We start from the raw sequence: 22,991 nt of genomic DNA on the forward strand, positions 1-22,991 counted from the left end.
ACCGTCCGGACGGGACGCTGGCGCGGCGCCACCGCGTGGGCTAGGTTCCGTGCCCATGACAGGCATGGGCAAGCTGAGGCGTACGGTGTCGGCCACGGTGTGCGGGGCGGTGACGGTCGCGTTGCTCGGCACGGGCGCGGCCACCGCGGACGAGCGGGGCGCGCGCGAGGCGCGCGGCGACCTCGCGAGGCTGCTGGGCGGCGCGGATTCGGGCTCCGTCTGGTCGCTGAAGGACACCGGTACCGACTCCCGCTTCCGCGGCCTGGACGCGGTCGACCGCCGGACCGCCTGGGTGGCGGGCAGCGGCGGCACGGTGCTGCGCACCACGGACGGCGGCCGCGGCTGGCAGGACGTCTCTCCGCCCGGGCAGGAACTGGAGTTCCGCGACGTGGAGGCCTTCGGCGCGCGCAGCGCCGTGGTGCTGGCGATCGGGGCGGGGGAGGACTCCCGGGTCTTCCGCACCGACGACGGCGGCGCCACCTGGAAGGAGACCTTCCGCAACGACACGCCCACGGCGTTCTACAACTGCATGACCTTCTTCGACCGGCGTCACGGACTGGCCGTGAGCGACCCCGTCGACGGCCGTTTCCGCATCCTGTCCACCGACGACGGCGGCCGGAGCTGGGAGGTGCTCCCCGACGACGGCATGCCGCCCGCGCAGACCGGCGAGTACAACTTCGCCGCCAGCGGCCAGTGCCTGGTCGCTCACGGCTCCCGCGACGTGTGGATGGCCGGCGGAGGCGCGGAGACGGCCCGGATCTACCACTCCGCCGACCGCGGCCGCACCTGGACCGTCTCCGACGCCGCGATCCCGGCCGGCGAACCGGCCCGGGGCGTCTTCGCCCTCGCCTTCCGCGACCGGCGGCACGGCCTCGCGGTGGGCGGCGACTACGAGCCGGGCGAGCCCTCGCCGAACGCCTCCGCCGTCAGCACCGACGGCGGCGCCACCTGGCGGGTCAGCGACCGTCCGGTGCCCGAGTACCGTTCCGGCGCCGCGTGGCTGCCGTGCTCCCGTCACCTCGCGCTGGCCGTCGGCCCCACCGGCACCGACGTCACCCTGACCGGCGGCCGCACCTGGCACACCGTCGACGACGGCTCGTTCGACACGGTCGACTGCACCGCCGACCTCGCCTGCTGGGCGTCCGGCGAGGACGGCCGCGTCGCCCGTCTGGGCTGGTAGCGCGCTCACCGCGGCGCGCTCTGCCGCCGGACGCCGGACGCCGGGACCGCCCCTGGCCCTGGCCCGGGCCCGGCGTCCGGCATCCGCGTCCGGCGGGGATACTGGACGGATGGACGATGCGGCGGTGGCGGCGTACCTGGAGCGGATCGGAGCCGAGCGCCCGGAGGGCGCGACGGCGGAGGCACTGCGGGACCTGCACCGCCGTCACCTGACCACCGTCCCCTTCGAGAACCTGTCGATCCACCTGGGCGAGGACATCGTCCTCACCGACGAGGCGCTGGTGGACAAGATCGTCGGCGCCCGGCGGGGCGGCTTCTGCTACGAGCTCAACGGGGCCTTCGCCGCGCTGCTGGACACCCTCGGCTACCGGGTGACCCGGCTCGCCGCGCGGGTGTTCTCCGACGGGCGCCCCGGCATCCCGTACGACCACCTGGCGCTGCGCGTCGAGGCCGCCGACGGATCGGCGTGGCTGGCCGACGTCGGGTTCGGCAAGCACAGCCACCACCCGCTCGACCTGGCCGGGACCGGTGACCAGCACGACCCCGGCGGGACGTTCCGGCTGGTCCCGGCCGCCGAGGGCGACCTGGACGTGCTCCAGGACGGCAGTCCGCAGTACCGGTTGGAGCGACGGGCCCGCGCGCTCCGGGACTTCGAGGTGGGCTGCTGGTACAACCGGACCTCGCCGCGGTCGCACTTCACACGCTCCCTGGTCTGCTCCCGGCTCACCGCTGAGGGTGGACGGGCCACCCTCAGCGGCCGGACCCTGGTCCTCAGCGCGCCCGACGGCCGGCGGGAGGAACGCGAACTCGCGGACCAGGACGAGGCGCTGGCCGCCTACCGCGACCACTTCGGCCTCGCCCTGGACCGCGAACCCGTGCTGCTCAGCGCGTCACGACCGTGAAACCGCCGGGAGCCAGGGCCACCCTCACCTCCGTACCGGGCCGGCTGTGCGACCGGTCCACGAGGCGGCCGGTCGCGTCGTGGACGCTCACGGTCGCCGGGCCGTCGCCGGGCACGGCGAGCATCACCGTGCGGCGGTCGGTGGCGAAGCTGCGCAGCAGGGCGCGGCCGTGCCGGCCGTCCTCGCTCGCCGTCACCAGGTGCTCGACCAGCGGTTGCAGCACGACCGCGTCGACCCGTGCCTCCGCGCCGCCCGTGCTGCGCGCCGTGACCGTCAACTCCCCCTCGCCGTCGGCCAGTACGCGAGGCAGGGTGACCATCTCCAGGGCTCCCGGTACGGCGGTGACGCCCTGCGTCCCGGCACCGTCGTGCCGCACCGTGCCCAGCGTCCGCCCGTCGCCGTCGCCGTCGCCGTCGCCGTCGCGCCAGCGCGTGTCCCCACCCGTGCGGTTCTCCGCCCGGTGCACGACGGGGAGCACGAGCCGGTCCTGCCCGCCGGCTTCGCCCGCGCCCACGCGCAGTCGCCCGCCGTCGGCCAGGGCGACGTAGGCGCCGCCGCTCCATTGACTCTCGCCGGTCCAGGCGGACCCGGGGGTCACGACCCGGGCCCCCTCGCCGGGACGGGCGTCCTCGGCCTCGACCGTCCGCCCCGTCTCCCGCGCCGTCACCCGGGCGACCCGGGCGCCGTCGCGCACGCCCGGGGCGTCGTCCAGGGCGAGCATCGTCAGCAGTCCGTGGATGGTCGACTCGGCACCGGAGTTGCGGTTCACCGTGCCGTCGGCGTTCACCCCGTCGTAGGTGCGGCCGGTCGCCGGGTCGTACATCCGGGCGCCGGCCGGGTTGGCGCCGAAGTACCAGGACGCCGCCGCGGCCGCGACGGCGCGCAGGCCGGGGCGCCCGGTCTCCCCGGCGACGGCCAGCAGGGTCTGCACCCGTGAGTCGGCGCCGTAGGCGATCTGCGAACGGTCGCCCGGGGTGGGGAGCCACCCGTTGTCCGGCCCCCCGGCGACCAGCAGGTGCGGGGTGAAGGAGGCGGCGTCCCGGACGGCGGGCCGCAGCAGCGTGCGGTCGTCCAGCACGTCGGCGGCGCGGGCCAGCCCGGCGGGGGCGAGGCCGCCCCAGCCGTGCCACATCGTGCGGGACTTCGCCCACGGCAGGACCGCGCCGAACGGCCACGTGCGGGTGCCGCCGGCGGACTGCTCGGCGACCCCGCGGGCGAACTGCCGCAGCGCGCGCCGTACCGCGCGGTCCTCTCCGTCCTCCCCGCCCTCGCCGACCTCGTCGCCGCTTCCGTCCTCCGCGGCCTCGAGGTACGCCGACAGGCCCAGCAGCGCCTCGCCCGTGGCGTCCGCGCCGTCCGCGATGAGCCAGGCCGGCACCCGCCGTCCGTCGGCCCGCAGGTACGTGTCGTAGTGCGGGTCCAGCACCTGCCGGTCCAGCGCGTCCACGGCCAGCAGCAGCCGTTCACGCAGGAAGCGGGCGAAGTCCGGGTCGGTGTCCTTCAGCGCCGCGTACCCCTCGCCGAGCGCCCACACCGTGCGGGCCAGCCAGTACGAGGGCGCCGAGTCGGAGGGGTCGGGCTCCTCCTTCGGCTCGGCGCTGCGGTTGAGGGTGCCGTCCGGCTGCATCCAGAGCACCACGTTCCCGGCGTCCGGGCCGGTGGTGGTCTGGAGATAGGTCAGGCCGCGCAGCAGGTCGCGGGCGGCGCGGCGGCTGTGCTCGTCGCCGTGGGCCCGGTGGTGCCGCAGGTGGACGACGGCCGCGCGGGAGACGTCGTCCGCGTTGAAGGCGCCCTGCGACCAGGTGCCGGTCTTCTCGTCGTACGTACCGCCGCCGATCCTGCGGTACGGGCCGTCCGGATGGGCCGGGTCCGGTTCCGCGTACGTCCACAGCACGCCGACCGGCTCGTCGGCGGGCCCGTACGTGGAGTGACCGTCCTGGACGGGCGGAGTGACCGAGTCCCGGAGGAAGTCCAGGTGCGCCAGGTTGGTGAGGCGGTCGTGCCGCCCGGCCGCCGAGCCGGCCGGGCGCAGCTCGGGAACGGCCGCCGGGGCGACCGCGACGCCGGTCACCAGACCCAGTGCCACCAGCAGCGACACCGTCACGCCGCGCCCTCGCACGGCTCTTGCTGAACGTACCCGCATGCCCGGCCTCCGCTGTCCTCGGGGCAGATCGTGTCGGGGTAGGTCCTATCTTCAAACCGGTTTGAAAACAAGGCGCGGAACGTCTTGACAGGGAAACGTTCAAACCGGTTTGGTAACCCACGAGCACCACGCAGCGTGACCGCCGCCCGAGGTCCCCACGGCCCTCCGGCGCCCCGCAGACCGCCCGCCGACCCCGGCCCGCCTGGAGAGCCCGTGCGCAGAAGCCCGACGATCGCCGACGTCGCCCGCGCCGCGGGCGTCTCCAAGGGCACGGTGTCCTTCGCGCTCAACGACCGGCCCGGCGTCGCCCCGGCCACCAAGGCCCGCATCCTCGCCGCCGCCGAGGAACTGGGCTTCCGCCCCAGTCACCGGGCCCGGGCGCTGTCCCATTCCCGCGCCTTCGCGCTCGGCCTGGTGATGGCCCGCCCGCCCGAACTGCTCGGCGCCGACCCGTTCTTCCCCGCCTTCATCGCCGGCGTCGAGACCGAACTGGCCGAGGCCGGGTACGCCCTGCTGCTGCGCGTGGTCACCGGCGGGTGGGAGGAGGAGGCCGAGGGCTACCGGCGGCTCGCCGCCGACGGCCGCGTCGACGGGGTGTTCCTCACCGACCTGCGCGTCGGGACCGACCCGCGGCTGAAGCTCCTGACCGATCTGCGACTTCCCGCCGTCACCCTGCAACTCCCCCACGCCGACGCGCCGTTCCCGGCCGTCACGCTGGACGAGCGCAGCGGCGTCAGCGCCGTCGTCGAGCACCTCGCCGGGCTCGGCCACCGGCGCATCGCGCACGTCGCCGGACCGCAGGAGTTCGTGCACGGCAGCGGCCGTCGCGCCGCCTTCCGGGAGGCGATGACGGGCCTCGGCCTGCCGCCCGGCCCGGAGGTCGTCGGCGACTTCACCGCGGCCGGCGGCGCCACCGCCACCCGCGGGCTCCTCGCATCCCCCGAGGCACCCACCGCCATCGTCTACGCCAACGACCTGATGGCCATCGCCGGCATCACGGTCGCCCACGAGCGGGGCCTGCGCATCCCCGACGACCTCTCCGTCACCGGCTTCGACGACACCGAACTCGCCGGCCACGTCCATCCGCCGCTGACGACCGTGCGGGTGGACGCGCTCGGCATGGGCCGGGCCGCCGCCCGCCTGCTCCTGCGCCACGTGGAACAGCCGGACGGCGGCACCACGGACCACGTCGCGCTGCCGCCCGCAGAGCTCGTCCCACGGCGCTCCACCGCACCGCCGCGGAGCACCCCCGGCACGCCCGCCTCCCCGCCCCCGCTCTCCCCACCCTCCGCGCCCACCGCACCCGAACCAGGGAGTCCCGCATGAAACGCGCCCGCGCCCTTCCCCTCGCCGCCGCACTGCTGGTGCTGCCACTGGCGGCCTGCGGCACCGGTTCCGGCCAGAGCAGCGACGAGGCCGCGAAGTCCCGGGGGCCGATCAAGATCTGGTACGCCAACAACCCGGAGGAGATCGCCTGGGCCGAGCAGATGGTGAAGGCGTGGAACGCCGACCATCCGGACCAGAAGGTCACCGCCCAGGAGATCCCGGCCGGCAAGTCCTCCGAGGAGGTCATCGGCGCCGCCATCACCGCGGGCAACGCGCCCTGCCTGGTCTTCAACACCGCCCCGGCCGCCGTGCCGAAGTTCCACAAGCAGGGCGGGCTGGTGCCGCTGAACGACTTCCCCGGCGCCGCCGAGCACATCGAGAAGCGTTCCGGGGCGCTCGCCGGTCAGTACACCTCCGAGGACGGCAAGTACCACCAGCTGCCGTGGAAGTCCAACCCGGTGATGATCTCCTACAACAAGAAGGTCTTCGAGAAGGCCGGACTGGACCCCTCGGACCCGCGCCTCGCCACCTACGACGACGTCCACGCCGCCTCGAAGAAGCTGGTGGAGGACGGCGGCGTCAAGGCCGCCCTCTGGCCCGCTCCCAGCTCCGAGTTCTTCCAGCCCTGGTTCGACTTCTACCCGCTGTTCGCCGCGGAGAGCGGCGGCAGCCAACTCCTCGAGGACGGCGAGGCCACCTTCGACGGCCCCGAGGGGCGGCGCGTCGCCGACTTCTGGCACACCATGTACGCCGAGGGGTACTCGCAGAAGGAGAAGTACAACGGCGACGCCTTCGCCGACGGCGAGGCCGCGATGACCATCGCCGGCCCGTGGGCGCTCAAGGTGTACGACGGCAAGGTCGACTTCGGCACGGTGCCCGTCCCCACCTCGAAGGGCGTTCCGGCCGAGCAGACCCGCACCTTCAGCGACGCCAAGTCCGTCGGCATGTACACCTCCTGCCAGAACCGGGCCACCGCCTGGGACGTGCTGAAGTTCGCCACCGGTGAGCAGCAGGACGGCAAGCTGCTGGAGCTGACAGGCCAGATGCCCGTGCGCGAGGACCTCACCACCGCGTACGCGGACTTCTTCGAGAAGAAGCCGCAGTACACCCCGTACGCCGAGGCCGCGTCCCGCACCGTCGAGGTGCCCAGCGTGCCCAACTCGATCACCGTCTGGCAGACCTTCCGCGACGCCTACTCGCGCTCGGTGATCTTCGGCAAGGAAGACCCGTCCGACGCGCTGCGGAAGGCCGCGGACCAGGCCGAGAAGCTGGCGGCGCGGCAGTGACGCGCGGCGGAGCCCGGCCCGGGGCGGCGCGGCGGCCCACGGGGGGCGCCCTGGGCCGCAACCTCCTCGGGCTGGGGTTCGTCGGCCCCTACCTCGCCTTCGTGGCCGTGGTGTTCGCCTATCCCTTCGGCTTCGCGGTGTGGATGTCCTTCCACGACTACTTCTTCGCCGCGCCCACCGCGGTCGTCGAGCACCCCTTCGTGGGCCTGGACAACTACGCGACGGTGCTGACGGACCCCGACGTCCGGCAGGCGTTCGGCAACGTGATCGTCTTCCTGCTCATCAACGTGCCGCTGACGGCCGGTCTCTCCCTCGTGCTGGCCGCCGCCCTCAACGCCAAGCTGCCGCTGCGCGCCTTCTTCCGCGCCGCCTACTACGTGCCCTACATCACGGCCTCCGTCGCGGTGGTGGGCGTGTGGCTCTGGCTGTTCAGCACCGGCGGACTGGTCAACGAGGTGCTCGGCCCGCTCGCCCCCGAGCCGTCCTGGCTGGTCAACAGCACCCTGGCCATGCCGCTGATCGCCGTGTTCGTCGCCTGGAAGCAGCTCGGGTTCTTCATCATGCTCTACCTCGCCGCGCTGCAGAACGTCCCGAAGGAGCTGTACGAGTCCGCGGGCATCGACGGCGCCTCGCGGCTGCGCACGTTCTGGGCGGTGACCGTCCCCGGCGTACGGCCCGCCACCACGCTGGTCGTCATTGTCGCGACCATCACCGGCGCCAACCTGTTCACCGAGCCCTACCTGCTCACCGGGGGCGGCGGACCGGACGGCGCCTCCGCCTCGCCGGTGCTGCTGATGTACCAGCGCGGCATCGAGCAGGGGGAGCCGGACGTGGCGGCCGCGATCGGCGTGCTGCTCGTGCTCTTCGTGCTGCTGGTGTCGCTGGTCAACCGCAAGCTGCTGGAGAGGGGCTGACACGGCATGCACGCCACCACCGCCGCCGCCACCACCGGGCCCGTCCGGCGTCGCGGCAGGAGCCGGACCGTACGCCTGCTGCTGCTGACCGCCGGCGCCGTCGTCTTCCTCTTCCCCTTCGCCTACATGGTGATCGGCTCGCTGCAGCCCGAGCCCAGCTCCGACCCGTCGGCGATCGTGCCCGACCCGTCGTCCCTGACCTTCGCCAACTACGCGGCCATCAACGAACGGGTGCCGCTGCTGCGGGCGCTGGCCAACTCCGGCGTCTTCACCGGGGGAGTGCTGCTGTGCACCGTCGTGTTCGGCCTGATGGCCGGATACGCCCTGGCCCAGATGCACTTCCGGGGGCGCGGCGCGGTCTTCGGCACCGTGCTGTTGGTGCAGCTCGTGCCGTTCCACCTGTTGATGATCCCGCTGTACGTCCTGATCGTGCGCGGCTACGGCCTCGCCGACACCCACCTCGGGATGATCCTGCCGTTCGCGATCAACTCCACGGCGGTGTTCGTCTTCCGGCAGTTCTTCCTCCAGCTCCCGCGCGAGCTGTTCGAGGCCGCCCGGATCGACGGCGCGAGCGAGCTGAAGATCATGCTGCGGATCGCCGTCCCGCTGTGCAGGCCCGCGCTGCTGACGACCGTTCTGCTCACCTTCATCGGTCCGTGGAACGAGTTCCTGTGGCCGTTCCTGGTCACCAAGGACCCGGACATGCAGCCGCTCGCGGTCGCGCTCGCCAACTACATCTCCAACGTCGCCGGGCGGGCAGCCAACCCGTACGGCGCGATCCTCGCCGGGGCGTGCGTCCTCGCCGGCCCGGCCGTGGCGCTGTTCCTCGCGTTCCAGCGCCGCTTCCTGTCCACCGACATCGGCTCAGGCGTGAAGGGTTGACCTCTTGAGCACCGACATCTCCACTCGCACCGACATCCCCTACACCCTCACCCGCCTCGGCATCGTCATGGCGCCCGACCCCGCGGACCCGAACGAGGCCGAAGGCGTCCTCAACCCGGCCAGCGGACGCACCCCCGACGGCCGGCTCCACCTGCTGCCCCGCATCGTGGCGGAGGGCAACGTCTCCCGTGTGGGCCTCGCGGAGGTGACCCTCACGGACGGCGTGCCCACGGGCGTCGAGCGGCGCGGCGTCGTCCTCGCCCCCGACGAGGGCTGGGAGCGCGGGCTGAACAACGCGGGCACCGAGGACCCGCGCATCACCTGGGTGCCGCGCCTCGGCCTGCACGTGATGACCTACGTCGCCTACGGGCCGCTCGGCCCGCGGCTGGCCTTCGCCGTGTCCGAGGACCTGCGCGACTGGCGGCGCCTGGGGCCCATGCACTTCGCCTACCAGGCCGGCCTGGACACCGACCTGAACCTCTTCCCGAACAAGGACGCCGTCCTCTTCCCCGAGCCGGTGCCCGGCCCCGACGGCGAACCCGCCTACGCCATGCTGCACCGTCCGATGTGGGACCTCGGCTGGTTCCGCGACGGCGAGGGCGTCCACCTCCCGGCCGGGGTCACGGACGACCGCCCCGGCATCTGGGTGTCGTACGTGCCCGCCGCCGAGGTGGAGCGAGACGTCACCGCGCTGGTGCGGCTGCGCGACCACCGGCTGGTGGCGCTGTCCGAACACCCCTGGGAGGAGCTGAAGATCGGCGCCGGCCCGGCACCGATCCGGGTCGAGGAGGGCTGGCTGCTCCTCCACCACGGCGTCGCCGGGGCGATGGCCGACAGCCACGACCCGCAGGACCAGCAGCGGCTCACCTACTCCGCCGGCGCGATGATCCTCGACCCCGAGGACGTCAGCCGGGTGCTGGCCCGCAGCGACGCGCCGATGCTCGCCCCGGAGACCGAGGAGGAGAAGTCCGGCACCGTGCCCAACGTCGTCTTCCCCACGGCGATCGAAGAGGTCGACGGAGTCCGGTACGTGTTCTACGGCATGGCCGACGCGCACATCGGCGTCGCCCGCCTGGACCGCGTCGGCGGCTGACCGCGGGCAGCGTTAGGGTGCGCGGTCATGGACGTGATCACCGGCCGCGGGACGCCGCCCGGCGCGCCCTGGCCGCGCACCGAGGCGGAGGCGCTCGCCGTGCAGGACGCGATGCGGCAGCGGGTCGAGCGCGCGGACCGGGCTCCGGCCCCCGGCGCCCCCGGGACGCTCGTCACCGGCGTCGACGTCGCCTACGACGACGACCGGGACGCCGTGGCCGCCGCGGCCGTCACCCTCGACGCGGCGACCCTGGAGGTCGTCGAGCAGGCCACGGCACGGGCCCGGGTGGCGTTCCCCTACGTGCCGGGGCTGCTCGCCTTCCGCGAGATTCCCGCCGCGGCCGACGCGTTGTCCCGGCTGCGGCACCGGCCCGGCCTGCTCGTCTGCGACGGGTACGGGCTGGCGCACCCGAAGCGCTTCGGACTCGCCAGCCACCTCGGCGTGCTGACCGGCGTCCCCTCGATCGGGGTGGCCAAGTCGCCCTTCCTCTACCGGCACGGTCCGGTGGGGGAGGAGCGCGGCGACGGCGCACCGCTGCTGGACGGCGAGGAGGAGGTCGGGTGGGCGCTGCGGACCCGGGCCGGGGTGAAGCCGGTCTTCGTGTCCGTCGGCCACGCGGTGTCCCTGCGCGCCGCGTGCGCGCACGTGATGGCGCTGGCGCCGCGGTACCGGCTGCCGGAGACCACGCGGCGCGCGGACGCCCTCTGCCGCGCCGCGTTGCGCGCGGCGCCGTAGCGCCCCCGGCCCCGCCCGGTCACCGCTGCCGGGGACGGCCCTGCGACCCCGGACCGCAGGTCGGGCCGAGGTCGGGCCGAGGTCGGGCCGAGGTGAAGAAGCCCGATACGGGGGCCGATACGGGGCGCATGTCGGCGGGGGCGCGTACCGTGAGGGCGTGAGCCCCAAGAAGGAGACGCCCGGACCCCCGCCGAAGGCGGCGGTGCGCGCACGCGACGCGGTGCGGGACTTCGCGCTCGGCCTGCCCGGCGCGGCCGAGGAGTTCCCGTGGGAGGACGACGCCGTCGTCAAGGTCAACAAGAAGATCTTCGTCTTCCTCGGCAACGACGGCGGCGACTACCCCCTCGGCGTCACCCTCAAGCTCCGGGATCCCGACCTCCACGAGCACGCGCTGTCCTTCCCCGGGGCGGCGCCCGCCGGCTACGGCCTGGGACGGTCGGGATGGGTGTCCGTGCCGCTGGAGGAGAAGGGTGCGCCCGCCCCGGACCTGCTGTGCGAGTGGACCGAGGAGAGCTACCGCCTCATCGCGCCCAAGAAACTGGTGGCACTCCTCGACTCCAGGTGAGGCGGGGGACCGAAACCGGCCGCGCGGCCTAATCTGTGCGCCTCCACAGCGCGAACAGGGAGGCGCACGTGACGGACGGGCAGAGCAGCGCAGGCGGGGTCGCCGTCGTACTGGGCGGGAGCATCGCGGGGCTGCTGGCCGCGCAGGCGCTCACCGAGGCGTACGGCGAAGTGATCGTGTGCGACAGGGACGCACTCCGCACCGAAACGAGTTCGGAGCCGCGGCGCGGGGTACCGCAGGGGCGGCACGCGCACGGCCTGCTCGCCGCGGGCCGGGAGGCCATCGAGGAGCTGCTGCCGGGTGCCACCGGCGAACTCGTGGCGGCCGGTGTGCCGACCGGCGACGTCCTCGGCGACCTGCGGTTCTTCACCATGGGCCGCCGCCTGAAACAGACGCCCATCGGGCTGACGGGCCTCGCCGCGAGCCGCCCGTTCCTGGAGAGCTACGTGCGCCGCCGTCTCGCCGCCCATCCCGGCGTCCGGTTGCGCGAACGCACCGAGGTGGTGGGCCTGGAGGCATCGGACGACCGCACCCGGGTGACCGGCGTACGGGTGCGGCCGCTCGCCGAGGGCGCCGCGGAGGAGAGCCTCGCCGCCGACCTGGTCGTGGACGCGACCGGCCGCGGCTCGCGCACGCCGCACCGGATCGCCGAGCTGGGCTACGACGAGCCCGTCGAGGAACGGGTGGGCGTCGACCTGGCGTATGTCACCCGGCACTACCGCCGGGAGCCGGGCATGCTCGACGGCGACGTGGCGGTGATCCTCGGGCCCACACAGGACAGCCTGCGTGGCGCGTTCGTGCAGGTCGTCGAGGGTGACCGGTTCGTCGTCACGCTCTTCGGGCTGCTCGGCGACCACCCGCCCACCGACGACCAGGGCTACCGCAACTTCGCCAAGTCGCTGTCCCGGCCGGACGTGCACGAGGTGGTGGAGGCCGCGGAGCCGCTCGACGACCCGGTGCTGCACCGCTTCCCGTACAGCGTGCGCCGCCGGTACGAGCGGCTGCGCCGGTTCCCGGCGGGGCTGCTGGTGGTCGGCGACGCCGTGTGCAGCTTCAACCCGCTCTACGGGCAGGGGATGAGCGTCGCCGCCCTCCAGGCGCGGGTGTTGCGGCGACAGCTGGCCGGAGGGGCGGCACCGGATTCCAAACGCTTCTTCTCGGACATTCGGCCGGTTGTGGACGCCCCGTGGCAGATGGCCGCCGGGGCGGACCTCGCCTTCCCGGGCGTCGAGGGGCGTCGGACCGCCGTGAACGGACTGGTCAACCGCTATATGGCCCGCCTGCAGGCGGCGGCCGAGCACGATGCCTCAGTGGCCCGGACCTTCACCCGTGTGTCCAATCTGCTCGATCCGCCGAGCCGGCTCATGCGGCCCGACATGGCCCTCCGTGCGCTGGTGGGAGGCGGGTCGCGGACGTGACCGGAAACACACCTTGCCGCCGCTTTGCCATTCCGTGATGCTGGCTAACGCCTGGCGCAGACATGTCAATGTAAGCGCTGGGCAACGGCCGTCCCCACCGGCCGTTCCCCCACATCACCGGAGGATTTCCGTGAGGATCAGATTCGCAGGGCGCGCGCGCACCATGGCAGTGGCCACCGGACTCCTGGCGGTCGGCGCGCTCGTCACCCCCACCGCGGCAGCGGTCGAGAACGACGGCCCCAAGGCCACGGCGGCTCAGCTCAAGGCGGTCGACAGCGCCGTGCTGAAGTCGGACATCGCGGGTACCGCCTGGTACACCGACGCGAAGTCCGGCAAGGTCGTCGTCACCGTCGACAGCACCGTGAGCAAGGCGGAGATCGCGAAGATCAAGCAGACCGTCAGGACGGACTCCGCACTCGAGATCAACCGCACCAAGGGCGAGTTCACCAAGCTGATCGCCGGCGGCGAGGCCATCACCACCGGCGGCGCCCGCTGCTCGCTCGGCTTCAACGTGCAGAACGGCAGCGGCACCAAGTACGCGCTGACCGCGGGTCACTGCACCAACATCGGCAGCTCCTGGTCCATCGGCACCCGCGCCGGCACCAGCTTCCCGGGCAACGACTACGGCATCATCCAGCACTCCAACCCGGGTGCCGCGGACGGCCGTGTCTACCTGTACAACGGCAGCTACCAGGAGATCACCGGGGCCGGGAACGCCTCGGTCGGCCAGTCCGTCCAGCGCAGCGGCTCCACCACCGGCCTGCACGGCGGCTCCGTCACCGGCCTCAACGCCACGGTCAACTACGGCGCCGACGGCATCGTGTACGGCATGATCCAGACCAACGTGTGCGCCGAGCCCGGCGACAGCGGCGGCGCCCTGTTCTCCGGCAGCACCGCGCTCGGTCTGACCTCCGGCGGCAGCGGCAACTGCTCCTCCGGCGGCACCACCTTCTACCAGCCGGTCACCGAGGCGCTCAGCGCCTACGGCGTCAGCATCATCTGACGGGCAGTACACCAGCACCTCCGCACCACACGGCGGGCCGTCCCTCGGGGCGGCCCGCCGTCGTGTGTCCGGCGGGGCTTGTGCGAGGGCAAGCGGCTGCTTAGCATCATCGGTGTTACATCATTGGTGTCATACAGATGGTCGACGGGCGTGCCGCCGCCGCCCGGAACCGGCTGGGGGTTCGATGACTGCGGAGCACGGCACGGCCCGGGACACCGGCGTAGGCGGTCCGCTGGCGGGTGTCCGGGTGGTGGAACTGGCCGGAATCGGCCCCGGCCCGTTCGCCGCCATGCTGCTCGCCGACCTCGGGGCCGACGTGGTCCGCGTCGACCGGCCGGGCGGGCCCGTGCTCGGCATCGACCCGGCCGCCGACCTGACCAACCGCAACAAGCGGTCCGTCGTCCTCGACCTCAAGACCCCCGCAGGCGTCGCCGCCGTGCTGGACCTGGCCGAACGCGCCGACCTGCTCGTCGAGGGCAACCGGCCCGGGGTGGCCGAGCGCCTCGGCGTCGGTCCCGACGAGTGCCTCGCCCGCAACCCCCGCCTGGTCTACGGCCGGATGACCGGCTGGGGACAGAACGGGCCGCTCGCCCCGCGCGCCGGACACGACCTCGGCTACATCGCCGTCACCGGCGCCCTCGGCCTCGCCGGACCGGCCGGCGGACCGCCGTACGCCCCGGCCAACCTGCTCGGCGACTACGCCGGCGGCTCGCTCTACCTGGTGATCGGTCTGCTCGCCGCCCTCCAGCACGCCCGCACCCCCGGCGGCGCAGGCCAGGTCGTCGACGCCGCCATCGTCGACGGCACCAGCCACCTCACGACCATGATCCACGGCATGCTGGGCGCCGGCAGCTGGCAGGACGCCCGCGGCGCCAACCTGCTCGACGGCGGTGCACCGTTCTACGGCACCTACGCCACCGCGGACGGCGGGCACATGGCCGTCGGAGCCCTGGAACCCGCCTTCTACGCCGAGTTCCTGGACCGCCTGGGCCTCGGCCCCCACGAGCTGCCGCCGCGCGAGGACCCCACCCGGTGGGCGGAACTGCGCGAGCAGATCGCCGCCCGCTTCCGCACCCGTACCCGCGACGAGTGGAGCGACGCCTTCGCCGGTTCGGACGCCTGCGTGGCGCCCGTCCTCTCCCTCACCGAGGCCCCCCGGCACCCGCACCTCGCCGCCCGCGGCACCTTCGTCGAGCACGACGGCCGCGTCCAGCCGGCCCCGGCACCCCGCTTCTCCGCCACGCCCGGAGCCGTGCGCACCCCGCCCGCCCGGCCCGGTGCGCACGCCGCCGAAGTGGCCCGCGACTGGGACCTGCCGGCACACGCCACCCCGTGGAAGGAAGCCACCGCCTGATGCAGCGACAGATCTTCACCCCGGACCACGAGGCGTTCCGGCAGACCGTGCGCACCTTCCTCGCCAAGGAGGTCGAGCCGCACTACGCGCAGTGGGAGCGGGACGGCATCGTCTCCCGCGAGGCCTGGCGCGCCGCAGGGCGGCAGGGCCTGCTCGGCCTCGCCGTCCCCGAGGAGTACGGCGGCGGCGGGGAGCCCGACTTCCGCTACGCCGCCGTGCTCGCCGAGGAGTTCGCCCGCGCGGGAGCCCCCGGCCTCGCGATCGGCCTGCACAACGACGTCATCGGCCCCTACCTGACCTCGCTGGCCACCGATGAGCAGAAGCGTCGCTGGCTTCCCGGTTTCTGCACCGGTGAGAGGATCACCGCCGTCGCCATGACCGAACCCGGCGCCGGCTCCGACCTCCAGGGCATCCGCACCACCGCCGAGGACCGCGGCGACCACTGGCTGCTCAACGGCGCCAAGACCTTCATCTCCAACGGCATCCTCGCCGACCTCGTCGTCGTGGTCGCCAGGACCACTCCGGAGGGCGGCGCCAAGGGCCTGAGCCTGCTCGTCGTCGAACGCGGCGCGCCGGGCTTCACCCGCGGCCGCAACCTCGACAAGGTCGGCCAGAAGTCCCAGGACACCGCGGAGCTGTTCTTCGACGACGTCCGCGTGCCCAAGGACAACCTGCTGGGCGAGCTCCACGGCGCCTTCGTCCACCTGATGACCAACCTGGCGCAGGAGCGGCTGACCATCGCGGTCTCCGCCGCGGCGGCCGCCGAACACGTGCTGGACCTCACCACGGCCTACGTGAAGGAGCGCCAGGCGTTCGGCCGTCCGCTGGCGAAGCTCCAGCACGTCCGGTTCCAGATCGCCGAGATGGCCACCGAGTGCGCCGTCACCCGGGCCTTCGTCGACCGGTGCATCGCCGACCACGCGGCCGGCACCCTGGACGCGGCACACGCCTCCATGGCCAAGTACTGGGCCACCGAACTCCAGGTGCGCGTCACCGACCGCTGCCTCCAGCTCCACGGCGGTTACGGCTACATGAACGAGCAGCCCGTCGCCCGGGCGTACACCGACGCGCGCGTCCAGACCATCTACGGCGGCACCACCGAGATCATGAAGGAGATCATCGGCCGCTCCCTGCTCTCCTGACGATCCGGCGACCCCGACCCGACCGGATCCCGGACCCCCTTCCCGAGCACGCACGAAAGGCTGCTGACCTTGAGCACCGAAGCGTACGTCTACGACGCCATCCGCACCCCGCGCGGGCGCGGCAAGGCGAACGGCGCCCTGCACGGCACCAAGCCCATCGACCTGGTCGTCGGGCTGATGCACGAGATGCGCCGCCGCAACCCCGGCCTGGACCCGGCCGCCATCGACGACGTGGTGCTCGGCGTGGTCGGGCCCATCGGCGACCAGGGCTCCGACATCGCGAAGATCGCCGCCATCGCCGCCGGGCTGCCCGACACCGTGGCCGGAGTGCAGGAGAACCGCTTCTGTGCCTCCGGCCTGGAAGCCGTCAACCTCGCGGCGGCCAAGGTCCGTTCCGGCTGGGAGGACCTCGTCCTGGCCGGCGGGGTGGAGTCCATGTCCCGCGTGCCGCTCGGCACCGACGGCGGCGCCTGGGCCATGGACCCCATGACCAGCTTCGAGACGGGTTTCGTCCCGCAGGGCATCGGCGCCGACCTCATCGCCACCATCGAGGGCTTCAGCCGCCGCGACGTGGACGAGTTCGCCGCGCTCTCCCAGGAGCGGGCGGTGGACGCGTGGAAGGAGGGGCGCTTCGAGAAGTCCGTCATCCCGGTGAAGGACCGCAGCGGCCTGGTCGTGCTGGACCGCGACGAGCACATCCGCCCCGGCACCACCGCCGACACCCTCGCCGGGCTCAAGCCCTCCTTCGCCGACATCGGCGACCTCGGCGGCTTCGACGCCGTCGCCCTCCAGAAGTACCACTGGGTCGAGAAGATCGACCACGTCCATCACGCGGGCAACTCCTCCGGCATCGTGGACGGTTCGTCGCTGGTCGCCATCGGCAACGCCGAGGTCGGCACGCGGTACGGCATGCGGCCGAGGGCACGCATCGTCTCCGCCGCCGTTTCCGGCGCGGACCCGACGATCATGCTGACCGGACCCGCACCCGCGTCGAAGAAGGCCCTCGCGAAGGCGGGTCTGAGCATCGACGACATCGACCTGGTCGAGATCAACGAGGCGTTCGCCGCGGTCGTGCTCCGCTTCGTCCGCGACATGGGCCTCTCCCTGGACAAGGTCAACGTCAACGGCGGCGCCATCGCGATGGGCCACCCGCTCGGCGCCACCGGTGCGATGATCCTCGGCACGCTCGTGGACGAGCTGGAGCGGCGCGACCAGCGGTACGGCCTCGCCACGCTCTGCGTGGGCGGCGGCATGGGCTGCGCCACCGTCGTCGAACGCCTCTGAAACGCCGGACCGCCCCCTTCGCCACCCCTTACGGAGTTCACACCGCCATGGCAGAAACCGCCGCGTCCTCCACCATCCGCTGGGAGCAGGACGACACCGGAATCGTCACTCTCGTCCTCGACGACCCCGACCAGTCCGCCAACACCATGAACGAGGCGTTCAAGGCCTCGCTCGCCGCGACCGCCGACCGTCTGGAGGCCGAGAAGGACTCCGTGCGCGGCATCGTCGTCACCTCCGCCAAGAAGACCTTCTTCGCCGGCGGCGACCTGCGCGACCTGATCCGGGCCCGACCCGAGGACGCCCGGCGGGTCTTCGACGCCGGCATGGGCATCAAGCGCGACCTGCGCCGCATCGAGACCCTCGGCAAGCCCGTCGTCGCCGCGCTCAACGGCGCCGCGCTCGGAGGCGGTCTGGAGATCGCCCTCGCCTGCCACCACCGGGTCGCCCTCGACGCGCGGGGCTCCAAGATCGGGTGCCCGGAGTCCACCCTCGGCCTGCTGCCCGGAGGCGGCGGAGTGGTCCGCACCGTCCGCCTGCTCGGCATCGCCGACGCGCTGCTGAACGTCCTCCTGCAGGGGCAGCAGCACCGGCCGGAGAAGGCGAAGAAGGTCGGACTGGTGCACGAGGTGGTGCAGACCGAGGAGGAGATGCTGGCCGCCGCCCGCGCCTTCATCGACGCGCACCCGGAGTCCGCCCAGCCCTGGGACACCCCCGGCTACCGGATTCCCGGCGGCACCCCCTCGAACCCGAAGTTCGCCGCCAACCTGCCCGCCTTCCCCGCCAACCTCAGGAAGCAGACCAGCGGCGCCCCCTACCCCGCGCAGCGGAACATCCTCGCCGCCGCCGTCGAGGGCGCGCAGGTCGACTTCGAGACCGCGCAGGTCATCGAGAGCCGGTACTTCACCGAACTGGTCACCGGCCAGATCGCCAAGAACATGATCCAGGCGTTCTTCTTCGACCTCCAGGCCATCAACTCCGGCCGCAGCCGCCCCGACGGCGTCGAGGAACGGACCGTGCACAAGGTCGGAGTGCTGGGTGCGGGCATGATGGGCGCCGGTATCGCCTACACCTGCGCCCGCGCCGGCATCGACGTCGTCCTCAAGGACGTCTCCCGGGAGGCCGCGGAGAAGGGCAAGGGCTACGCGGTGAAGCTGGAGGACAAGGCGCTGTCCCGCGGCCGCACCACCGAGGAGAAGCGCGCGGCGCTCCTGGCCCGCATCACCCCGACCGCCGACCCGCAGGACCTCGCCGGCTGCGACGCCGTCATCGAGGCGGTGTTCGAGGATCCGGCGCTCAAGCACAAGGTGTTCCAGGAGATCGAGGACGTCGTCGCCCCCGACGCCCTGCTGTGCTCCAACACCTCCACCCTCCCCATCACCGCGCTCGCCGAAGGCGTGCAGCGGCAGGAGGACTTCGTCGGCCTGCACTTCTTCTCGCCGGTCGACAAGATGCCGCTGGTCGAGATCATCAACGGCGCCCGCACCGGTGACGCCGCGCTCGCCCGCGCCTTCGACCTGGTGCGGCAGATCCGGAAGACCCCCATCGTCGTCAACGACTCGCGCGGCTTCTTCACCTCCCGCGTCATCGGCCACTTCATCACCGAGGGCGTGGCCATGCTCGCGGAGGGCGTCGAGCCCGCCACCGTCGAACAGGCCGCCGCCCAGGCCGGCTACCCCGCCAAGGTCCTCTCGCTGATGGACGAGCTGACTCTGACTCTGCCCCGCAAGATCCGCAACGAGACCCGGCAGGCGCTCGAGGCGGAGGGCAGGACCCTGCCGGACCATCCGGCGGACGCGGTGATCGACCGGATGGTCGACGAGTTCGGCCGCACCGGCCGCAGCGGCGGCGCCGGCTTCTACGACTACGACGAGGACGGGAAGCGCCTCGGCCTCTGGCCCGGACTGCGCGAGCACTTCGGTGCCGGCACCCGGGCGGGGGAGCGGACGGACCTGGCCGAACTCCAGGAGCGCATGCTGTTCGTCGAGGTGCTGGACACCGTCCGCTGCGTGGAGGAGGGCGTGCTCACCTCCGTCGCCGACGCGAACATCGGCTCCGTCATGGGCATCGGCTTCCCGCCGTGGACAGGTGGCGTCCTCCAGTACGTGAACGGGTACGCGGGCGGCCTGCCCGGCTTCGTGACCCGCGCCCGCGAGCTGGAGGCCCGCTACGGCGAGCGGTTCGCCGTACCGCCGCTGCTCGCGGCGAAGGCGGAGAAGGGCGAGACCTTCACCGACACGCCGTAGGGCCCGGCCGCCGGTTCAGCCGTCCCGTGGTCCGTCGCCCCCCGCCGGGGCACGGGACGGCGCGCCCTCAGGCGCGGCCTCGGCGGGGAACACCTCGCGCAGCTCCTCCTTCATGGAACGCTGGAAGGCGGTGACGAGCGCCTGCACCACCATCGGCTGCATGTGCGCGGACAGCGACTTCATCCGGGCGACCTGCTCCGGGTCGTCCTCCCGCTCGCGGTAGGGCTGCCACACCTCGTCGCGGAAGAGCGTGCTCAGCGCACGCGCCGCCGACCGGGTGTGCTCCAGCATCACGTCCCGCGCCGCGAGGATGGCCTGCTGCGAGATGGGCACGTCCAGCAGCCGGACGCCCAGGTGGATCATGCCCGGGTCGACCCGGAACAGGTCCGGGTCACCGGTCGGCTCCAGCACGCTCAGCGCCTCCAGTCGCCGCAGGTCGTCGTCCGTCAGCGCTCTGCCGACACGGCTCTCCAGCTGTCCGCGCGTCGCCTCGTCCACGGTGTCGGGCATCCAGGAGGCGACCATCGCCCGGTGCAGGGCCAGCTCGTGCGGGGAGATGTCGTCCGGCAGACGCTGGAGGTAGCGCTCGATCGCGGCGAGGGTCATGCCCTGCGCCTGCAGTTCCTCGATGAGCGCCAGCCGCGACAGGTGGTCCGGGCCGTACCGGCCCACCCTGCGGGGGCCGATGGCGGGCGGCGGGAGCAGCCCCCGGGTGCTGTAGAAACGGATGGTGCGCACGGTGACCCCGGCACGCGCCGCCAGCTGGTCGACGGTCAGCGCGTCCGCCTCCGGCGGCGCGCCGCGCGCGGCCCGTGCACGGTCCCGGCCGTCCTCGTGCTCGTCCATCGCCGGCGCCTCTCCGTTCCTCGCTGACCGCCCGTGGTGCAACAGTATGGCTGTCTCACCATCACTGTAAAAGCCTGCGGGAGTCGGTCGCGCAGGCGCATCATGGGAACGTGCACGAGGACACCGCCGCCGCACGGCCGGTGCGGCGCCCGCCGCTGGAGCCCGGGCCGCCGCCGCCCGGCGGCCTGCTCTGGGACCTGACCGGCGACGTGCGCACCGTGCTCACACTGCCGCCCGCGATGGCCCTCCAGGTCGCCCACCCCGCCGTCGGCGCGGGCGTCGACGAGCACTCCGTCTTCCGCACCGACCCGTGGGGCCGCGCCCGGCGGTCGCTGGACAGCGTGCTGCTGTGGGTCTACGGCGGCGACCGGGCGCGGGAGGAGGGGCGACGGCTGCGCACCCTGCACGCCGGCGTCCGCGGCACGGACGCGCACGGACGGTCCTACCGGGCCCTCGACCCCGCGACGTACGCCTGGGTGCACGCCACCGGCTTCCCGGTGATGCGGCACGCCCGCGGCTACCTCGGCCGTCCGTTCACCGAGGAGGAGGAGCGTCGGCTGTACGCCGAATGGCTCCAGGTGGGCCGCGTGCTGGGCCTCCGGGACCGCGACATGCCGCCGACCCCCGCCGCGTTCTGGCCCTACTACCGGCGGATGCTGGACGACGAGATCGAGAGCACTCCCGTGCTGCGCGAGCTGGTCTCGCTCACGGCCGCCGTACCCGCACCGACCGGTGGTCCGGCGGCGCTGCGGGCGCCACTGCGGGTGTTGTGGCCGCTGCTGCGGCCGCCGTTCCTCCGGCTGCGGGCGTTCGTCACCGTCGGGCTGCTGCCGCCCGAGGCGCGGCAGGCCGCCGGACTGCCCTGGACGCCCCGGCAGGAGCGGCGGCTGCGCCGCTTCGGGTGGGCCGTGCGCGTGACCGCGGCCGTCCTGCCGGAACGGCTGCGGTACTTCCCCGCGGCCCGGCGTGCCCGCGCGCAGCACCGCGCGGGCACGTACCCCGGCTGACGCCCCCGAGGAGCACCCTCAGCGGTGGCCGTGGCCTCCCTCGTGGGCGGCCTGGATCTTCTTCCACGACTCCGGCTGGTCCGGCACTCCCGCGGACGCGGCGCTGCGGTCGGCTCCGCCGGCCCCGCCGTTCGGCCCGACGGCCGGCTTCGACGGCTGGAACAGCCAGGTGTCGAACAGCGCGTCGAGCTGTGCGCCGGACTTCCGCTCGGTGTAGGCGACGAACTCGTCGATCGACGCGTCACCGCCGGCGTGCTTGCGCTGCCAGCCCTTCAGTACGGCGAAGAAGTCCCGGTCCCCGATCTCGGTGCGCAGCGCCTGGAGGGCCATCGCGCCGCGGTTGTAGACCGCGCCGTGGAACTGGTTCTCCGGGCCCGGGTCGCCGGGTTCGACCGTCCAGAAGTCGTCGTCGGCGGGCACGGAGGCGTAGGCGTAGGCCGCCAGTTCCTCGACCGTGCCCTCACCGGCGTGTTCCGACCACATCCACTCCGCGTAGCTGGCGAAGCCCTCGTTGAGCCAGATGTCGCTCCAGCGTTCCAGTGACACGCTGTTGCCGTACCACTGGTGCGCCATCTCGTGCACCACGACCGAGACGTTGGAGCCGTGCTGGAACTTGCGCGGGCTGTAGAAGGGCCGGGTCTGGGTCTCCAGGGCGTAGCCGGTGTCGGTGTCGGGCACGTAGCCGCCGATCGCGTGGAACGGGTAGGCGCCGAAGTATCCCTCCAGCCACTCGGTGACCTCGCCGGTGCGCTCGATGCTGGCGCGCGCCGCGCCCTCGTGCGGGCCCAGTGCGCGGCTGTAGGCGTTGAGCACGGGCAGTCCGCCGGCGGTGGTGTCGGTGGTGAGGTCGAACTCTCCCACCGCCAGCGTCGCCAGGTAGGTGGCCTGGGGCTCGGTCGACCGCCAGTTCCAGCGGGTCCAGCCGGCCTCGGAGCGCTGCGAGGCGAGCACGCCGTTGCTGACGGCCTGGGTGCCGTCCGGGACGGCGACGCTGACGTCGTAGGTGGCCTTGTCGGTCGGGTGGTCGTTGCTGGGGAACCACCACCAGGCGGCCTCCGGCTCGTTGGCCGCCACGCCGCCGTCCGGGGTGCGGTGCCAGGAGGTGAAGCCGTTCACCTCCACCTCCGACGGCGTGCCGGCGTAGCGGACGACGACGGTGGCGTGCTGCCCGTTCGTCAGCGGCCGGTCGGGCGTCACCTCCAGTTCGTGGGCGCCGGTCGCGGCGACGTCCGCGACGCGGCCGTTCACCCGGACCTCGCGGACGTCCAGGGCGAAGTCGAGGTTGAAGCGGGAGAGGTCCTGGGTGGCCTTCACCAGGAGGGTGGCGGTGCCCTTCAGGCGGTCGTTCCGCGGCTGGTAGCGCAGCCGCAGGTCGTAGTGCGCGACGTCGTAGCCGCCGTTGCCGTAGTCGGGGTAGTAGGGGTCGCCCACCCCGGGCGCCCCGGGCGTGGGCTCGGCCGCCGACGCCGGGATCGCCAGCATCAGGGTGGCCGCGGCCGCGGCCGGGGCGAGGAAGGTTCTGCGCACGAGTCCTCCAACTCGGTGGGGATTGCGAAGACGTGGAGGTGTCTATCGCTGCTACCCGCGTCATGTCCATGGCGCCTTGGTCTCCGGGGGAGCACACCCCCGTGGGCCCCGGTCCGGGCCGCACGGAGCCTCCCGGGACGGC

At 73.2% G+C, this 22,991-nt stretch carries 19 protein-coding genes; 16 read left to right on the top strand and 3 right to left on the bottom strand.

All coding sequences use genetic code 11. The annotated features are described in order from the left end of the window. Window positions 1-64 precede the first annotated feature (64 nt). Both K304_RS0101045 and K304_RS0101050 read left to right on the top strand, forming a co-directional pair. A complete protein-coding gene (locus tag K304_RS0101045) occupies window positions 65-1,180 on the top strand; it encodes a DUF6242 domain-containing protein (RefSeq protein WP_051307617.1) in 1,116 nt (371 codons plus the stop codon). 109 nt (window positions 1,181-1,289) lie between these two features. Next, window positions 1,290-2,081, top strand: a complete 792-nt coding sequence (locus tag K304_RS0101050) for an arylamine N-acetyltransferase family protein (protein WP_027762223.1) — start codon at window positions 1,290-1,292, stop codon at window positions 2,079-2,081. Here K304_RS0101050 and K304_RS0101055 read toward each other — a convergent pair. Further along, a complete protein-coding gene (locus K304_RS0101055) occupies window positions 2,062-4,185 on the bottom strand; it encodes a hypothetical protein (protein WP_051307619.1) in 2,124 nt (707 codons plus the stop codon). The genes K304_RS0101050 and K304_RS0101055 overlap by 20 nt on opposite strands. Window positions 4,186-4,437: 252 nt before the next feature. Between K304_RS0101055 and K304_RS26650 the strand changes: the two genes are divergently transcribed. The 13 genes from K304_RS26650 (at window position 4,438) to K304_RS0101120 (ending at window position 19,469) form a co-directional block, all read left to right on the top strand. After that, complete coding sequence (locus K304_RS26650) at window positions 4,438-5,550, top strand: LacI family DNA-binding transcriptional regulator (protein WP_078528209.1); 1,113 nt, start codon at window positions 4,438-4,440, stop codon at window positions 5,548-5,550. Further along, window positions 5,547-6,836, top strand: coding sequence for an extracellular solute-binding protein (locus K304_RS0101065; protein WP_027762225.1), 1,290 nt, complete (start codon window positions 5,547-5,549; stop codon window positions 6,834-6,836). Before K304_RS26650 ends, K304_RS0101065 begins: the two co-directional genes overlap by 4 nt. Further along, window positions 6,833-7,750: a carbohydrate ABC transporter permease gene (locus tag K304_RS0101070; protein ID WP_027762226.1), complete on the top strand. Its 918-nt coding sequence runs from the start codon at window positions 6,833-6,835 to the stop codon at window positions 7,748-7,750. The genes K304_RS0101065 and K304_RS0101070 overlap by 4 nt, the downstream gene beginning before the upstream one ends. Window positions 7,751-7,756: 6 nt before the next feature. Next, window positions 7,757-8,632 (top strand): carbohydrate ABC transporter permease, encoded by an 876-nt coding sequence (locus K304_RS0101075; protein WP_078528212.1) that lies wholly within the window; start codon window positions 7,757-7,759, stop codon window positions 8,630-8,632. Between the two features lie 67 nt (window positions 8,633-8,699). Beyond that, window positions 8,700-9,725, top strand: a complete 1,026-nt coding sequence (locus K304_RS0101080) for a glycoside hydrolase family 130 protein (protein WP_078528297.1) — start codon at window positions 8,700-8,702, stop codon at window positions 9,723-9,725. A gap of 27 nt (window positions 9,726-9,752) precedes the next feature. Further along, window positions 9,753-10,460 (top strand): deoxyribonuclease V, encoded by a 708-nt coding sequence (gene nfi / locus K304_RS0101085; protein ID WP_027762229.1) that lies wholly within the window; start codon window positions 9,753-9,755, stop codon window positions 10,458-10,460. Between the two features lie 220 nt (window positions 10,461-10,680). Then, window positions 10,681-11,025 carry an MmcQ/YjbR family DNA-binding protein gene (locus K304_RS0101090; protein ID WP_078528300.1) on the top strand — a complete coding sequence of 115 codons (345 nt, stop codon included), beginning with the start codon at window positions 10,681-10,683 and terminating at the stop codon, window positions 11,023-11,025. Window positions 11,026-11,093: 68 nt separating this feature from the next. Then, window positions 11,094-12,443 carry an FAD-dependent monooxygenase gene (locus K304_RS26655; protein WP_037788920.1) on the top strand — a complete coding sequence of 450 codons (1,350 nt, stop codon included), beginning with the start codon at window positions 11,094-11,096 and terminating at the stop codon, window positions 12,441-12,443. Window positions 12,444-12,606: 163 nt separating this feature from the next. After that, window positions 12,607-13,446: an alpha-lytic protease prodomain-containing protein gene (locus K304_RS0101100; protein ID WP_051307621.1), complete on the top strand. Its 840-nt coding sequence runs from the start codon at window positions 12,607-12,609 to the stop codon at window positions 13,444-13,446. A gap of 184 nt (window positions 13,447-13,630) precedes the next feature. Beyond that, window positions 13,631-14,800 (top strand): CaiB/BaiF CoA transferase family protein, encoded by a 1,170-nt coding sequence (locus tag K304_RS26660; protein WP_051307623.1) that lies wholly within the window; start codon window positions 13,631-13,633, stop codon window positions 14,798-14,800. Further along, complete coding sequence (locus tag K304_RS0101110; RefSeq protein ID WP_027762232.1) at window positions 14,800-15,942, top strand: acyl-CoA dehydrogenase family protein; 1,143 nt, start codon at window positions 14,800-14,802, stop codon at window positions 15,940-15,942. Before K304_RS26660 ends, K304_RS0101110 begins: the two co-directional genes overlap by 1 nt. A 69-nt stretch (window positions 15,943-16,011) precedes the next feature. Then, window positions 16,012-17,226 (top strand): acetyl-CoA C-acetyltransferase, encoded by a 1,215-nt coding sequence (locus K304_RS0101115; RefSeq protein ID WP_027762233.1) that lies wholly within the window; start codon window positions 16,012-16,014, stop codon window positions 17,224-17,226. 47 nt (window positions 17,227-17,273) lie between these two features. Next, window positions 17,274-19,469 carry a 3-hydroxyacyl-CoA dehydrogenase NAD-binding domain-containing protein gene (locus K304_RS0101120; RefSeq protein ID WP_027762234.1) on the top strand — a complete coding sequence of 732 codons (2,196 nt, stop codon included), beginning with the start codon at window positions 17,274-17,276 and terminating at the stop codon, window positions 19,467-19,469. Between the two features lie 15 nt (window positions 19,470-19,484). Here the strand turns inward: K304_RS0101120 and K304_RS26665 are convergent, their stop codons facing one another. Next, the gene (locus K304_RS26665) at window positions 19,485-20,315 is read right to left on the bottom strand and encodes a MerR family transcriptional regulator (RefSeq protein WP_078528217.1); all 831 of its coding nucleotides are present in this window, start codon (window positions 20,313-20,315) and stop codon (window positions 19,485-19,487) included. 110 nt (window positions 20,316-20,425) lie between these two features. Here K304_RS26665 and K304_RS0101130 point away from each other — a divergent pair, with 110 nt between their 5' ends. Continuing rightward, entirely contained in the window at window positions 20,426-21,322 is an 897-nt protein-coding gene (locus K304_RS0101130) for an oxygenase MpaB family protein (protein ID WP_486591539.1), read from the top strand. 18 nt (window positions 21,323-21,340) lie between these two features. Here the strand turns inward: K304_RS0101130 and K304_RS0101135 are convergent, their stop codons facing one another. Beyond that, on the bottom strand, window positions 21,341-22,849 hold the full coding sequence (locus K304_RS0101135; RefSeq protein WP_027762237.1) for a M1 family metallopeptidase: 1,509 nt from the start codon (window positions 22,847-22,849) through the stop codon (window positions 21,341-21,343). Window positions 22,850-22,991: the final 142 nt, after the last annotated feature.

The organism is Streptomyces sp. CNS606 (genome assembly GCF_000426325.1).